Origin of the sequence: Arenibacter palladensis (genome assembly GCF_900129275.1) — a bacterium.
Taxonomy (GTDB): Bacteria; Bacteroidota; Bacteroidia; order Flavobacteriales; family Flavobacteriaceae; genus Arenibacter; species Arenibacter palladensis.
In genome coordinates this window covers 143,329-159,813 of sequence record NZ_FQUX01000007.1, presented here as the reverse complement: position 1 = coordinate 159,813, position 16,485 = coordinate 143,329, and the positions used below count along the sequence as shown (strand labels likewise).

Here is a 16,485-nt window from a genome sequence, read left to right as displayed (position 1 = left end):
CTAATTAATTTGAACAAACCCCTAAGTTAGGAAAACTTTTAAGTTTAGAAAGAGCTTGTGAAACATATGCGCATTAAGCCAGGCTAAGGTATTTTTTTGAGTAGAATAAAATTCAAGCTAAAACAAAGGTATACAAGGTATGGCCACCATAACTTTATATAAGCAGGGTCACCAATCACTTTTCTTGGCTTATAAATTAGGCGTGCCTAAAGTAAAATTATCCCAAAACATTATTGATTCAACCCTTAGTCCTCGCTCAAAATAAACTCTTCCAGTTTCTCGACCATTTTTACACTTCCGCAAAATATTGCCTCCCGTTGGTGCAATTCTGTAGGTTCAATATCCAGAATTCTTTTAGTCCCGGTGGTAGCCTTCCCCTTGGCCTGCTCCGTTAGAAAAGCTATAGGGTTACATTCGTATGTCAACCGTAATTTACCATTTTGTTTGGGTCCAATCCTCGGATACATATAGATACCTCCCTTTATTAAATTTCTATGGAAATCCGCAACCATTGCACCTATATACCTTGAAGTGTAAGGCCTATCCCCTTCCTCCTTTTGGCAATATTTTATATAAGCCTTTACCCCTTTGGAAAAATGAACGTAGTTTCCCTCGTTAACGGAATAGATCCTGCCGGTTTCCGGGAACTGCATATTTGGATGGGAATGATAAAAGGTACCCAGAGCAGGGTTTAAGGTAAACCCATTTACCCCATTACCGGTCGTAAACACCAACATGGTAGAAGTACCGTACATGACATAACCCGCCGCCACTTGGTTTTTTCCTGGTTGCAAAAAGTCCCTTAGCTCTACAGGACTGCCCAATGGCGATATCCGTCTGTAAATAGAAAATATGGTACCTACCGAAGCATTTACATCAATATTGGAAGAACCGTCCAAGGGGTCGATGAGTACAACGTACTTATTGCTATTATTACCGTCAATACTGTTCACGGCAATAAAATCTTCCTCCTCTTCCGAGGCAATACCGCATACTATACCTCTTTGTATAAGGGTCTGAATAAATTTTTCATTGGCATAGACGTCCAGCTTTTGCTGGTCCTCACCCTGTACATTGGTATTTCCGGCATCACCTAAGATATCCACCAGGCCCGCCTTGTTTACTTCATGATTGGTAATTTTTGCCGCAAGCCTTATGGCATTTATTAATTTTGACAATTCTCCTGTGGAATATGGAAAGGAGGATTGATTGTCAAAAATAAACTCGCCTAGTGTTCTTTTTTGATTTGTGTTGGTCATAAGATAATATTTATGGATCTTGAATTTATTAATTTAATGGAGTTGCGGGCAACATTCCTTTTTTTTCACTGAGCAGGAAGGCTTAACTTTCAATATTGGTTATGATTCCATACTCCCTCTATTTCTTCAACAACATTTTAAGTTGATTCTTGTTGAACATTAAGGTAGTGACTTTTTTAACGCCATCAAATTATTCCTTGCTTGATCGATTATTTTTTAAATTTCACCCCAAGTGAAAGACCTCTTTTAAATCTGTAGAAACCGGACTGTTATCGGCATTGGTCTCCATAAGATCTGCCATATGCACCCACCAATCCTTACAAATTTGGGTATCGGCAATGGAATTCCATTTTTCCTCAGATTCCAATTCTGCATATCCAAACAAGATATGGGTTTCACCATCGTAAAAAATGCTGTAATTGTGAACCCCATGTGCTATTAACACCGCTTCCAATTCCTTCCATATTGGATTGTGTCTTTGGGTATACTTCTCTATACTGCTAGGATAGACCTTCATTTTAAATGCTTTTCTTATCATTTTTATTTTCTTTTAAAGGGTTAGCGCTATCAAATTAGAACCAATACCGGAACCATTCCTGTCAAAATTAAGCCTTGAGGGAAATATATGTATCCTGCACAGTACTGCCTTGACTTTCGTTAAGCACTTTATCAACCCTAAAAATGTATACACAGTACAGTACAGGATGCAAACGGAAACAATATTTTTTAAACTTGTTTTGCAATTTTACAACATGCCCAATAATATTATGGAATACAATGCCCGGATGCAATTTTAGGAAAAACCATTTAGAATTAAACACAAGAATAACTTTAAGACAAAAACAAGCGTTTTAGAAAAATGTAATTGGAAAAATAGTATCGTAAATTGTCTTAGGTTTAGACATAATAACCTCAACCTTCTTTAATGAAGTTTATTAAACATGAAAAAAAGCAACTATATCATTTTAATACTTGGTATTATCCTAACAGCCTCATTTGGATATAAAAAGTCAAAAATTGAACCTAAAAAACAGGATAAGCCCAACGTTCTTTTTATTGCCATAGATGACCTAAACGATTGGATCGGTGTTTTAGGTGGGCATCCACAGGCCAAAACGCCCGATATGGACCGGATGGCGCAACGTGGCGTTCTCTTTAGCAATGCACATTGTCAGGCTCCGGTATGCAATCCCAGTAGGGCCAGTGTTATGACCTCCCTTTACCCAAGTACCTCTGGTATTTACTTTTTAAATCCAGATATCGTAGAATCCACCGTAGCGAATGAAAATAGAGTTATGCCCAAACGGTTTCAACAGGAAGGTTACAATGTCTTTGCTGCAGGAAAGATCTTCCATAACGGGAAAGGAATCAATGAAACCCATATTCCAAATTATGCAGGGCAATTTGGAGGCTTTGGCCCCATGCCCGAACAAAAGATAAGCACATATCCCGGACATCCATTATGGGATTGGGGCGTTTACCCGGAACGTGATGATCAGATGCCCGATTATGAAATTGCCAGTTGGGCGGAGAAAAAATTGACAGAAAAGCAGGACCAGCCATTCTGGATGGGCGTTGGATTCTACCGACCACATGTGCCTCAATTTGCTCCCCAAAAGTGGTTCGATATGTATCCTTTGGAATCTTTGCAACTACCCAAAACAATCACTGGCGACCTAGATGATATCTCTCCGTATGGCATCGATATAACTCGTCTGAAACATGTTTCACCAGCTTTTGAGTGGGTCGTTGAAAATGAAGAGTGGAAACCTCTTGTACAGTCTTATTTGGCCTGTGTAAGTTTTGTGGATGAGCAGGTAGGCCGGGTGCTCGACGCATTGGATAATGGCGATTATGGAGACAATACTTATGTTGTTTTGTTCAGCGATCACGGATTTCATTTGGGCGAAAAAGAACGCTTTGCCAAACGCAGCCTATGGGAAGACGGGGCAAGAGTACCTATGATCATTATGGGACCCGATATTCCTGAAGGGAAAGTTGTTACCAAGCCAGTACAATTAATGGACATCTACCCTACTTTGCTCGAATTATGCCATCTAAAACCCGATCCAAAGCACGAAGGCAATTCCTTAGTACCACTATTAAAAGATTTAGACGCAGAATGGCCGCATTATGCCAGAACCTGTTTTGGGCCTGGCAACTATGCCATTATATCGGAGCAGTATCGTTTTATACAGTACAACGATAGGACTGAAGAGTTTTACGACCATAAAGTAGACCCGCATGAATGGTATAACGCCATTGACAAACCGGAATATGCAGAAATTATCGGGAAGCACAGAAACCAAGTCCCTAAGAAAAGGCATGATATTTTGGGAAGCGGCTCCACGGGTCACGAGTCTTATGAGGCCACCGAAAAAAAGAACAATTAATCAGGATGCCATTCAACTTTTACCAAACTTTGGAAAAGTAAAAAAGGCTTCCAAGAGATTGGAAACCTTTTTATTCTTGTTATACCAAACAAACCTTACCTACCAATCTTTTTAGGCTGGCAAAATAGGCCTGTTCTTCATGGCGGTATCTATTATTTTTAAAACACGTTCCCTTTCTGCTCCTTGCAAGGGCAATCTTGGGGCTCTTACATTTTCGGTTCCAATACCCGTCGCTACTTCCGCCAATTTAATGTTTTGTACCAATTGTGGACTAATATCCAACTCCAATAGAGGCATAAACCAGCGATAGATCTTCATAGCTTCATCAACCTTAGCGGCTTTTACCAAATTATAAATAGCAACTGTTTCTGCGGGATAGGCACAAACCAATCCGGCTACCCATCCGTCTGCACCTGTTACCAAACTTTCCAAAGCAAGGGTATCCACACCGGTCAGAACTTTTAAGCGATCGCCAAAACGGTTCTTAATTCGGATTACATTGGTTATATCCCTTGTGGATTCCTTTACCGCCTGAATATTATCACATTTTATTAGCTCCTCGAACATATCCAGAGTTACTTCTATTTTATAATCCACAGGGTTGTTGTAAATCATTATCGGCAAGGAAGTACTATTGGCAATCGCCGTAAAATAAGTTACGGTCTCAAAATCCGTGGCCTTATATCTCATTGGAGGCAAAAGCATTAATCCATTGGCCCCAATAGATTCTGCATGTTGGGCCACGGCAATGGCACCCTCGGTAGTCTGCTCGGCAATATTGATAATTACCGGAATTTTTTGTTCCGTAATAGACAAGGTAGTCTTAATAAGAGTTTCCTTTTCTTCGGGTTTTAGAGTGCTGGCCTCCCCTAGGGTTCCTCCTAGGATAATCCCGTTAACGCCAGCTTCCATTTGAGCTCTTATATTTTTTTCAAACATCGCAAGATCTAGCTGATCATCCTCAGTGAACTTGGTTGTTACTGCTGGCATTACGCCTTCCCATTTTATCATGATAAATATTGTTTTAAAAAACAAAAATAGATGATAACACGAAAGTAACTATCGCAAAAATTAGCAAGTCATCATACTATTTTACGCACCAAATCATCAGGGGATTATCATATTTCGCCTAGGGAATAAGCCGTTTATTCCCTATGATTCAAAATAAACAAATTTCAATTTTCTGTTTTTTTTGACTTCTCCGAGTTTTTTAAATATAATACCGACCTAGCGCGAGTAATGATCTCCCATCAGAAGTTGAACCAAAGTGCAGAGGGGTAATAACGATAAAACCCCGCCAAAAATGCGGGGTTCCTACTATATTGACATTTCACTGAGCCAACGGTTTCTGAAATACCGGCCTCACAAAATAAAATTCCTAAAGCCGGGTTTTGGAAATTCTAAAATCTTCTATTTCCATAGAGGTAGTAGGGAGCTTGGCCCCCAACAAACGGCTACCATTTTCTGTTATTAGGAAATCGTCCTCCACGCGGATTCCGCCAAAGCTTTTGTATTCTTCCAATTTATCATAATTGACAAATTCAAAGTATTTATTCTCGCTCTTTCTAAGCTCTATAAGTTCTGGAATGAAGTAAATTCCCGGTTCTACGGTTAAGACCATTCCTTCTTCCAAAGCCCTGCCCATACGAAGGGATTTAAACCCAAATTCCTTACTCTGATGTAGGTCATCGGTGTACCCAACATATTGCTCTCCCAAGTTCTCCATGTCATGGACATCCAGCCCCATCATATGCCCCAATCCACATTGAAAAAACAAGGTATGGGCGCCCGCCTCCACGGCCTTATCCGCGTCGCCCTTCATTAACCCCAAATCAATTAGGCCCAGCACTATTTCTTTACATGCAGCAAGATGCACATCCCTAAATAACTGTTTGGGCTTGAGCATTCCAACAGCAGTTTTATAAGAACTATAAACTATATCATAAATTTCTTTCTGTTTAACGCTAAAGGTCTTGTTTACAGGAAAGGTGCGAGTAAGGTCCCCGGCATATCCTGAGAAGTTTTCCGCACCACAGTCGCATAGGACCATATCTCCCTCTTTTAAGAGATTCCCCCTATAATGATTATGAAGTATTTGGCCGTTTATCGTTACTATGGAAGGAAATGAGGTGTTATTTCCGTTGGCCATGGCTATATTTTGAACCGCACCGAACAAATCCGCCTCGGTCATTCCCGCTTCAGCGATCTCCATAGCCTTATACTGCATTTCCACAGTTGTGTTCACGGCTTTTTCAATCTCCAAGATCTCCGCGTTGGACTTTATGGACCTTAGTTTTACTACGGCCTTTATCAAATCGGTAGATACTTTTTTTGAAACCTCCTTAGCCGATAAATTCAACAACTGGGATAATTTCAAAATATGTTCCGGACGATAAGGCGGCAAATAGTGGATCTTCCTCCCCTTGGATATAGCTTCACCTATATAAGCATCAAGACTATCAATAGGATTTACACTGGCTACCCCTACCTTATGGGCCTGCTCTTCCAAGGATTCTATAGGTCCTGTAAATACAATATCATCAATGGATAAATTATTCCCAAAAATAACCTCCTTGCCCTCATCCAAATCAATTACCGCGTGCAATCCAGGCACTTGAAGCCCAAAAAAATAAATAAAGGAACTATCCTGCCTATAGGGATAGGTGTTATGTTCAAAGTTTATTCCACTTTCTTCATTTCCTAGGAATAGGATCAATCCATCGCCCAGCAATTCCCTTAATTTTTCCCTTCTTGTACAATATTCCTCCTTTGCAAACATAGATTTGATGATTTATATCTATAAAGATTATCCTAAATAATATTAACGATATTATCCTGTTAAATTAATAACAAACTCGTAAGTTTATTTACCCCCGGCAGGTAGGTTCTTTTTCCAAAAGCCTTCCATAGTTTGCCTAAGATGATAAGAGGTATTTTCCCTTTCATATATTGAATGCGCCCTCATTGGATAGGACATCATATTAAACATCTTATTATGTTCTATCAGTTTGTTGACCAACATCTCAAAACTCTGATAATGTACGTTATCGTCAGCGGTACCGTGAATAATCATTAAGTTCCCCTCTAAATGCTGCGCGAAATTAATTGGAGATCCATCATGATATCCCTTGGCATTATCCTCCAACAACCCCATATATCTTTCCTGATAGGTAGCATCATAAAGTCTTTGATCGGACACGAAGGAAACTGCCAATCCCGAAGAATAGATCTCTGGATACCTAAACATACAATTCAATGTCATTTGGCCACCGCCACTCCATCCCCAAATCCCTACTCTGGATGGATCCAAGAAATCATAGGTTTCCAATATTTTTTTAGCGGCCTTGCTCTGGTCCTCTGAAGCTAGAATCCCTATTTGCCCATAAATGGATTTACGCCATTTATTGCCTCTAGGTGTTTTAGTTCCGCGATTGTCCACACTCATCACAATGTAACCCTGTTGAGCCATATACTGATCCCAAAGACTACCGCCACCCCAATTGTCCTGAACGGTAGCACCTGCAGGCTCTCCATAGACATAGAACAATAAGGGATATTTTTTAGTAGCATCAAAATCCTTGGGCTTAATCATCCAGGCATCTAAAACCTCATCACCGATATCTACTTTTACAAACTCTTTAGGATTCAATTTCAAGGCATCATATTTGGCCTTTAACTCCTTGTTATCCTCCAAAATTCTTTTTTGTTTGTGATTGGGAAGACTGATCAAGGAATATATAGGCGGGGTAACCGCATTCTGAAATACCTGGATACCCCATTTGGCATCATTGGATATTTGATAGGAACTCTGTCCTGAATTTGAGCTCGGGGTTATCCTTTCGGCCTCCCCTTTTCCATCTATACGGCTCCTGTACAAATATCTTTGGGTGTAATCATCCGGGGAAGCAATATAATATACATAGCCACCCTTTGGATCTATGCAGTTGATCTCCACCACGTCAAAATCCCCTTTTGTAATAGGCTGTACCACACTGCCATCCCTAGACACCTTATAAAGGTGCAACCATCCATCCCTTTCACTGGACCAGGTAAAGTACTTTTCATTTTCCAACCATCTTACGTCGTCATGAATATCCAAAAAGGCATCATCTTTTTCCGTTAAGATATTAACAAGTTCCATGGTCTGAATATCCCCAATATAGACCTTATTGGTGTTTTGTCTACGGTTTAATTGCTGGATCATTACCTCATTGGAATTGGGAATAAAATCCATACGCGCCAAATAATTGTTCTTAGGATCACCTGGAACCTTAAACCATTTTGAAGTGCCGTTTTCCAAGGATACCACACCTACCTTTACCGTTGAAAGTTCGGTACCTACCTTTGGATAAGGCATAGGGATTGGTTTGGAATAAATGGAATCTACATTGTTGATCATATAAAAAGTACCCACATCCTTGGTATCCGATTGCCAATAGGCTATATTTTTACCATCCGGGCTCCACCTAAAGCCGTCCCTACAATTTAACTCCTCTTCATAGACCCAATCGAATGTACCATTTACAATATTGTCACCCCCATCTTTGGTGAGCTGATCTATTTTATGATCTTCCAGATTTTCCGAATATATATTCAATTCACTTACATAAGCTACTTTGGAAGCGTCCGGAGAAAATTTCGCAAACATTAAGGTCGCCGAAGCCAAAGATCTTCCGAGCCTTGCCAATTTGTTGGTCTTTAGATCCAACACCCAATAATCGCCACGTGTGTGATACCTCCATACTTTGCGGGTATTGGTAAAAAGGAGAAGTTTATTGTTATCCAGAGACCATTGGTAATCCGAAATGGTAATAGGCTCTTTTTTGTCCTGGGGTATTAATTGAGCTGCGGAAACCAAAACCGACCTTGCTCCACTTTTTGCATCATATTTAACAATATCCCTGCCCCCTATCTCATTATTGGCCTCCAGGGTAGAGTATCCCTTGTTGTCCTTCATCCAGCGCACTGGACCAAACCCCTTTTGGCCGTAAATACTATTCTTGTAAATGTCATTTAACTGTAAATTAGATCCAGTTTGTGCCAGACCGCTACCAATAAAAAACAAAAAGCACAGTATGCTTCCCAAAATCCCTTTTTTCATAACTCTAATTATATTCTAAATACTATTATTCAGTAACCCGAACCAAAAGTAACACTTCCCATAAAAATCTTAAATGATCGGGAACAACAATATTACAAAGTCCCTTGGCAGCACATATTGCCCAAATTAGCAAATAGTGATACTATTTTAGCGGTGTATTTTATGAAATTATTGAACGGGCCTGTTCTTAAAGGAACAAACAAAATATGAGGCTGCAGATTTTAACTAAGGCGTTTAATCATTATTGATATTTGACCGATATTCCATTGGAGACATCCCAGTGTATTTTTTAAAATGCTTATGAAAGTTGGATAGGTTGTTAAATCCACTGCCATATCCACAGTCCGAAATACTGTAATTGTCATTATGTAGCAGTTCACAGGCACTACCAATTCTTACCTCGGCCAAATATTGAGAAAACGTCTTCTTCGTCTTGGATTTAAAAAACCTACAGAAGCCTGTAGGGGACATATGGGCCAAATCTGCTATTTCAGAAAGCGTAATCAAATCCCTGTAGTTTTCCTTTACGAAAGCACAGATTTTGGCAATTTTAGGGTCGTTTTCAACCCCAATTTTACTGGGAGCGGCCTTAGGTGACAATATCATCACATTATTATCCCTAGAAGCCACATTGAGCAACTTTAAAAACAATAAGAACTTATTTAGACCGGTACTCGTGGTAAGCTCTTCAATATAATCCGTTAAATACCTTGCACTATCCCGGTTCACCTTAATTCCATAGTGTGAAGATTCAATCAGTTTATTAATCCTATAGGCTTCGGGTACATTTCTGAAGGATTCCTTGATTTTATCTTGATCAAAAAACAGCGAAATTGCCTTGGAACCGTTATCGGAATTCTCCGTAGCATCATTGGTAGTCTTTAAGGCATGGGGTAAATTCCTGCCAAAAAAATACACATCACCCTTTTCGTAGGGAACCACCTTGTCCGAGACGAATAGAAATCCACTTCCCTCCTGAATCATGGTAATTTGAAATTCCTTGTGAAAATGGATCTGTTGATAAAACTTGTTTACATTCCATTTTTCCACCACTGGCGTACCGCTTTCCGGTAACAGGACATTATAAGGCTGTGCGTTCATAATAGTATAGTATGGATTATAAGAATTCTCTTCTAGTTGAAATTGGATGATACCCTCGTTTTATATTCTGTAGGCGTCATCCCTTTAATAGATTTAAAATGTCGATGAAAACTGGAAATATTGGTGAATCCGGAATTAAAACAACTCTCAGTTGTATTATGGGTTCCGGCCCTTATAAATTCACAAGCTTTGGTTATCCGCAATTCAATAAGAAATTGTATATATGTTTTTTGTGTTCTGGACTTAAAAAATCTACTAAATGTGGGCGGTGTCATTTTAAAATGACCGGCCACATCGGCCAACGAAATCCTTTCCTGAAAATTGGCTTCGGTATAAGCAAATACCTCATTGATCATATGAATATCCTCATCGATCAAATCTGTTCCGACTTCCCCATAGGCCGAAAGATAATCGCCTTGATCGTCCTGGGAAATGGAATCCAAAATATCCAGTAGTTCAAGTACTTTATCAAAATCGTCCTTATTCCGCAACCGTCGGATTTTAGAAAGAATTTCCTGGGAATTTCCAACACTCAATTTATAACCCAGGGAAGCATTATCCAGTAAATTCTTTATAGAGCTTGTTTCGGGGTTCTGCTCAAACAGGGACTCAAAAACATTCCGATTAAAAAAAACACTGATTCTTCTAGTACCGGGTACCATGTCGTCCGCTTCCATTCTACCCTCAGTTTTAAATCCATGAGGTAAATTACTGCCAAACAAATACACCTCACCTGGTTTAAAACTATAGGTTTCGGCACCGGCCAGAAGACAACCACTACCTTCCATTATACAGGTGAGTTGACATTCCTCATGAAAATGGACCAAATCGTAATCATGATCGACATCGCATTCTTCAACGCGAATCGACATATTTTTCTGCATTGGCACCTTAAAAGCAATTACATTTGACATAAAATCACTTTCTAATATTAAATTAAAAAGTTAATTTACAAAAAATGTCTTAACTTCAGCTATAATAATACATGAAAATATGTCAGTGAATTAATAGATTTGAACAATAGATAAATAACTATGACCCGGTTTAGCAAATTATAGATTTCAGATTTCTAAACTAAGAATATAAAAAAGCACAAAACTACCATTCAGATTAAGCTCTTATAAATTACATCTATGAAAACGTATCCTAGTATTTTTAATGACGTAATAGGCCCGGTAATGAGGGGCCCATCCAGTTCCCATTGTGCAGCAGCACTGCGGATAGGACGAATTTGTCGCGATTTAATGAACAACAGTATTGAGGAGGTCTACATAGAATTTGACCCTAATGGCTCCCTGGCCACGACCCACTCCGGACAAGGTTCGGACATGGGGCTTTTTGGTGGACTATTGGGCTGGAATGCCGATGATGAGCGGCTAAAGGATTATGAAATGCACATTAAGAACGCGGGCATTAAAATAGATATAGACATTCACCCCATAGGTGCCAGCCATCCCAACACCTATAAAATTACCTTAAAAAACAAGAAAGAGACCCATCAAGTTATTGGCCTCTCTACAGGGGGTGGCATGATCGAAATAATAGAAATAGACCAAAGCCCGGTATCTTTGATGGGCGATTTTAACCTAACGCTAATTTACAGTGATTCGGCTGCAGACCTTTTGGAGTCCATTTCAAAAATGAACCTTGGAGAAGTATCGCTTCATTCAGGTGCCGCCAATTTCCTATTGGTTCAATCCAACGAAAAGGAACAAAGGCAACTCCTGGAGCAAATAGCTGCCATGGAAATGCAATTAAAAATACGGACCTTAGATCCCGTACTCCCCATAAAATCAAGAAAAAACCTTACCGTTCCATTTATTACAGTAGAGGAACTACTGGAATACAACAAAGACAAAAACCTAAATCTTTGGGAACTGGCTGCCGACTATGAAAGCCAAAGGGGCAACATCTCCAAAGAGGAGGTTATGGACAAAATGGGACGCATAGTGGACATAATGGAAAACTCCATACACCTTGGACTAAAAGGTACACATTACCAAGACCGCATTTTAGGAAGCCAATCCCTCAACTTTAAAAAAAATAAGGAACAAAAAAAACTTATTCCCGGTGATGTTCTAAACAACTCAATTATGTTTACCTCTTCCATGATGGAAATAAAAAGCTCCATGGGTGTTATAGTGGCCGCTCCTACTGCTGGCTCCTGCGGAGCATTGCCAGGAACTATTATTGGCACCGCTACTACTTTAGGGTTTTCCAGGGACCAAATGGTACAAGCCATGTTGGCCGCAGGATTGATCGGAGTATTCATAACGGCCCACGCCACCTTTTCGGCAGAGGTTGGAGGTTGCATGGGGGAATGTGGATCAGCCTCAGGTATGGCAGCTGCGGGAGTAGTTGTATTGCAGAACGGAAGCCTTTCGCAGTCACTTGCGGCAGCCTCCATGGCACTACAAAGCTCTTTAGGTTTAATATGTGATACCGTAGCCGACAGGGTGGAAGCGCCTTGTTTAAACAGAAACGTAATGGCTTCCTCTACAGCCATCTCCTGTGCAAACATGGCTCTATCCGATTATGACCAGGTAATTCCGTTGGATGAAGTAATAGAAACAATGAAAAGGGTCGGAGATGCCATTCCGCACACCTTAAGATGTACGGGTCTTGGAGGGCTGGCCATAACAAAGACTGCCAAAAAAATAGAAGCCGCACTTCAGGGCAACAAAGCGACCGCAGGAACAGTATCCTACAAGTCCTGTTAATCCAACTTAGGCACCATCATTGGAAGTCGTTGATGGCCCAAACATTTTTTTTCTTTATAATTATATAATAGGGGCTTAACTTTTGTAATATTCAAGGTTATGCCCCTATTATTTTTGCAATATCCAAAAATTGGATGGCTCCTATTGTCTTTCCAGCAAACACGCTAATCCTTAGAGTTTTACTCTCAACAACACCCTTCTTAACCTTTTGTTAATATAGTACATCATTACGCTAAGATACCGCCCATTTCATCGGAATTAAAAAATTAATTTTATCCTATTATTAATAAAGGTTTAATAAGGTTTTAATTTTTATTTATACCAAACTGCATTTAGGAGCAATACCGGTTTATTTTGTTCCTAACTAATAAGGTAACACGACCTTCCAGCCTGAAGGGTCTGTTATGCCATACCTCTTAAACATTGGCCTAAGTATTAAACTGTAAACCTGTTAAACCAAAGAATACTGCAATGCAGCGAATCTAACTGACAACAACAGAACATTATCTAACATTAAACATTCTACGTAATGACAAAAAAAACCAAACTTAGGCAGGAATTGCCACGGAAGTTTAAATTTGACATGGTGTTGAAGCCATCCTTGACACTTCTTCTAAGTGCAATGGTAACTTTACCAAGTAGCATTAATTATGCCTCGGAAACAAAAATGCACAGTACTTTAACAAATTCCGAGACCTCGACTTACAACAGCGAACCGACAAAACCGCAAGAACAAATTACCGGGGTGGTATTGGACAACAACGGACTTCCTTTACCCGGAGCCAACATTTTGGAAAAAGGAACTGCCAATGGAACACAAACTGATTTTGATGGGGAGTTTTCAATTTCAGTTTCCGATCCGAACGCAGTATTGGTCGTTTCCTATTTAGGATTCGTTAGCAAGGAAATAAATGTTTCGGGACAATCCAATATTTCCGTAACCTTGGAGGAGGATGCCTCCCAATTGGAAGAAGTAGTAGTTACGGCATTGGGTATTACAAGGGAGAAAAAAGCTCTTGGATATGCAGTACAGGAGCTTTCAGGGGACGACATTAAAAACACCTCCGAGACTAATGTTATTAACGCATTGGCCGGAAAGTCGGCCGGGGTTTTAATTAACAATTCCAATGGTAACGTTGGAGCTTCTTCGAGAATAACCATTCGAGGCAATCAGTCACTTACTGGTAACAACCAACCACTTTTTGTGGTAGATGGAATACCAATCGACAACACTATTGTATCCAGTACTCGAGGAGGTTACGACTTTACGGATATGGGTAACGGTGCGGCGGACATCAACCCCTCAGATATTGCCGAAATGACCATCCTAAAAGGCGGAAATGCCGCTGCACTTTACGGTTCCAGAGGAGCCAATGGGGTGGTATTGATTACCACTAAAACTGGAAAAGGCAAAGGCTTTTCTGTAGCAGTAGAGAATACCGTTACTCTAAGCAACCCATTTTTACTTCCGGATTACCAAAATGAATACGGACAAGGTGGTGGACAACAATTTTGGTATAAAGACGGACTGAATGGAGGAAGCAATGACGGTGTGGATGAAAGTTTTGGTCCCCGTTTGGATTATACCGTACAGGCAGAAGATATTGCTCCAGGCGGGAAATTATACTGGGCAGTAGAGGCCGGTTTTCCACAAACCCCAGGGGAAATCCTTACACTACCCCAATTTGATTCTCCAATAGACCCGGTAACTGGGGAACGTATACCAACACCTTGGATTTCGCACCCCGATAACATAAAGAATTTTTATGAAACCGGAATTACAAGAATTACCAATGTGGCCCTGACCAATGGCGGTACTTGGGGAAATATGCGTCTTTCCATAACCAATTCCGATCAAACAGGTATGGTACCAAACACCAACCAAGTTAAGAATACCATTAATTTTTCCGGTAATACCAATTTAACGGATAAGCTTTCATTTGAAGCCAAAGGTTCCTATATCAATTCCAATGGCAACTTGAACGGAGCAGGTTATACTTTCAACAACATTGGTATGCAGACCATCTGGACAGCAAGGCAAGTGGATTGGGACTATATGAAAAACAACATAGAAAATCCCGATGGAACCCAAATTAGCTGGATCAACAGATGGCATAATAACCCTTATTGGATACAGTATAAAAACTTAAACCCACAGACCAAAAACAGACTTATTGGCTCCAGTTCCCTTAAATATCAATTTAACGACTGGTTAAGCTTGTCTACAAGGGCGGGTATTGATTATTCCAATGAACAAGTGGAACTTATTAGGGCTTATTACGGAAACAATGACCCAGAGGGTAGATACGCTGTAAGCAATTACTTTAGACAGGAAATAAATGCAGATGTGTTACTTTCTGCCGTTAAGAATATCACAGAGGACCTGTCATTGAACGCCAACTTGGGTGCCAACATCATGAACAACCAATACAGGCTACAAACTTCATCCGTTGATAGATTGGTTGTACCCGATATATATTCCCTGTCCAATGCCAAGGAAACACCGACTACTACTTTCTACCAGAGGGAAAAGGAAATTCAAAGTGCCTTCGCATCCGTTTCATTAGGTTATAAGAGTCAGGTATATTTGGATTTGACCGGTAGAAATGACTGGTCCTCTACTTTGCCAAGTAGTAACAACTCCTACTTTTATCCTTCCGCTACCACAAGTTGGATTTTCTCGGAAACCTTTAAAACAGATAGGAACATACTTAGTTTTGGTAAAGTTAGATTAAGCGTAGCACAGGTTGGAAACGATACGGACCCGTATAGATTAAATGCCACATATAGCGCAGCTACACCTTATGGAGAAAACCCTTCCTTTAGTCTTAGTACGGCAATGCCCCCAGCCGATTTGGTAAATGAGCTTATTACCTCCAAAGAACTTGGATTAGATCTAAAGTTCTTCAACAATAGATTGGGAATTGATGTAACCCTTTATAACTCGGTTGCAAAAAATCAAATTTTGAGCGCTCCGGTATCCCCTACATCTGGTTATAACACACAGATTATCAATGCCGGACAAGTAGACAACAAAGGTGTTGAAGTAGTTTTAAATGGAACTCCGATACAGACCAAAGATTTCTCATGGGACTTAACGGCCAATTACGGAACGAACACAAGTGAAATTATAGCTTTAAATGGTGATATAAAACGATTGGAACTGTTTAAAACTGAAGGTAATCAGATTAATGTAGTTGCAGATGTTGGTGGTTCATATGGTGATATGTATGGAAAAGGTTTTGTATACCATGAAAATGGAAAACCCATTGTGGATGCCAATGGTGTACCCCTTACCAGTGAAATAAAAAAATTGGGAAACCTTATGCCAGACTGGATTGGTGGACTTAACAATTCCTTCACTTACAAGAGCATCAATTTAAGTGTACTCATAGACGCTAAAATAGGTGGTGACGTATATTCAAGAACCAATCAAGATGGTTGGGCTACAGGAGCCTTGACAAGCACGGTAGGACTAAACCCCAACGGAGTGGACGTGAGGGACCCGATAGCAGATGGCGGTGGATATCTTTTTGATGGGGTATTCGAAGACGGCACTCCAAATAACGTATATAAAGATCTAGACAGTTTTAGATGGAATTCCTTTGCCAGGGCGGAAAGATGGTTATATGATGCCTCTTATGTAAAACTAAGACAAATCACCTTATCTTATTCATTACCCAAAACATTGATCAGCAAGATTGGCCTTAAGGGTATGGATCTTTCAATTTTTGGAAGAAACCTTGCGCTACTTTACAAAAAGAATGAAAATTTTGACCCAGAGGTATCCAATAAAGATGCCAGTTTATCCTCCCAAGGATCGGAATTTGCTTCCAATCCATCGGCAAGAAATATCGGATTCAGGGCAAAAATTACCTTCTAAAAAATTAAATAAATTAATTGTAATCTTA

At 40.0% G+C, this 16,485-nt stretch carries 10 protein-coding genes; 3 read left to right on the top strand and 7 right to left on the bottom strand.

The window, feature by feature from the left end:
• Positions 1–245: 245 nt before the first annotated feature.
• Both fbp and rhaM read right to left on the bottom strand, forming a co-directional pair.
• Positions 246–1,259 (bottom strand): class 1 fructose-bisphosphatase, encoded by a 1,014-nt coding sequence (gene fbp / locus BUA60_RS17365; protein WP_072863894.1) that lies wholly within the window; start codon positions 1,257–1,259, stop codon positions 246–248.
• 223 nt (positions 1,260–1,482) lie between these two features.
• Positions 1,483–1,797, bottom strand: coding sequence for an L-rhamnose mutarotase (gene rhaM, locus BUA60_RS17360; RefSeq protein WP_072863892.1), 315 nt, complete (start codon positions 1,795–1,797; stop codon positions 1,483–1,485).
• Between the two features lie 403 nt (positions 1,798–2,200).
• Here rhaM and BUA60_RS17355 point away from each other — a divergent pair, with 403 nt between their 5' ends.
• Positions 2,201–3,652: a sulfatase gene (locus BUA60_RS17355; RefSeq protein ID WP_072863889.1), complete on the top strand. Its 1,452-nt coding sequence runs from the start codon at positions 2,201–2,203 to the stop codon at positions 3,650–3,652.
• A 111-nt stretch (positions 3,653–3,763) separates the two neighbouring features.
• Here BUA60_RS17355 and BUA60_RS17350 read toward each other — a convergent pair whose 3' ends face one another.
• From BUA60_RS17350 to BUA60_RS17330, 5 genes are all read right to left on the bottom strand, one after another.
• Complete coding sequence (locus BUA60_RS17350) at positions 3,764–4,663, bottom strand: dihydrodipicolinate synthase family protein (RefSeq protein ID WP_072863887.1); 900 nt, start codon at positions 4,661–4,663, stop codon at positions 3,764–3,766.
• Positions 4,664–5,030: 367 nt separating this feature from the next.
• Positions 5,031–6,431 (bottom strand): aminopeptidase P family protein, encoded by a 1,401-nt coding sequence (locus BUA60_RS17345; RefSeq protein WP_072863885.1) that lies wholly within the window; start codon positions 6,429–6,431, stop codon positions 5,031–5,033.
• Positions 6,432–6,515: 84 nt separating this feature from the next.
• Entirely contained in the window at positions 6,516–8,753 is a 2,238-nt protein-coding gene (locus BUA60_RS17340; protein ID WP_072863883.1) for a S9 family peptidase, read from the bottom strand.
• Between the two features lie 234 nt (positions 8,754–8,987).
• Complete coding sequence (locus BUA60_RS17335) at positions 8,988–9,854, bottom strand: AraC family transcriptional regulator (RefSeq protein ID WP_072863881.1); 867 nt, start codon at positions 9,852–9,854, stop codon at positions 8,988–8,990.
• Between the two features lie 32 nt (positions 9,855–9,886).
• Positions 9,887–10,768, bottom strand: a complete 882-nt coding sequence (locus tag BUA60_RS17330) for an AraC family transcriptional regulator (protein ID WP_072863879.1) — start codon at positions 10,766–10,768, stop codon at positions 9,887–9,889.
• Positions 10,769–10,987: 219 nt separating this feature from the next.
• Between BUA60_RS17330 and BUA60_RS17325 the strand changes: the two genes are divergently transcribed.
• A complete protein-coding gene (locus BUA60_RS17325) occupies positions 10,988–12,574 on the top strand; it encodes an L-serine ammonia-lyase, iron-sulfur-dependent, subunit alpha (protein ID WP_072863877.1) in 1,587 nt (528 codons plus the stop codon).
• A 529-nt stretch (positions 12,575–13,103) separates the two neighbouring features.
• On the top strand, positions 13,104–16,457 hold the full coding sequence (locus BUA60_RS17320; protein WP_084532657.1) for a SusC/RagA family TonB-linked outer membrane protein: 3,354 nt from the start codon (positions 13,104–13,106) through the stop codon (positions 16,455–16,457).
• The last annotated feature ends 28 nt before the right edge of the window (positions 16,458–16,485 follow it).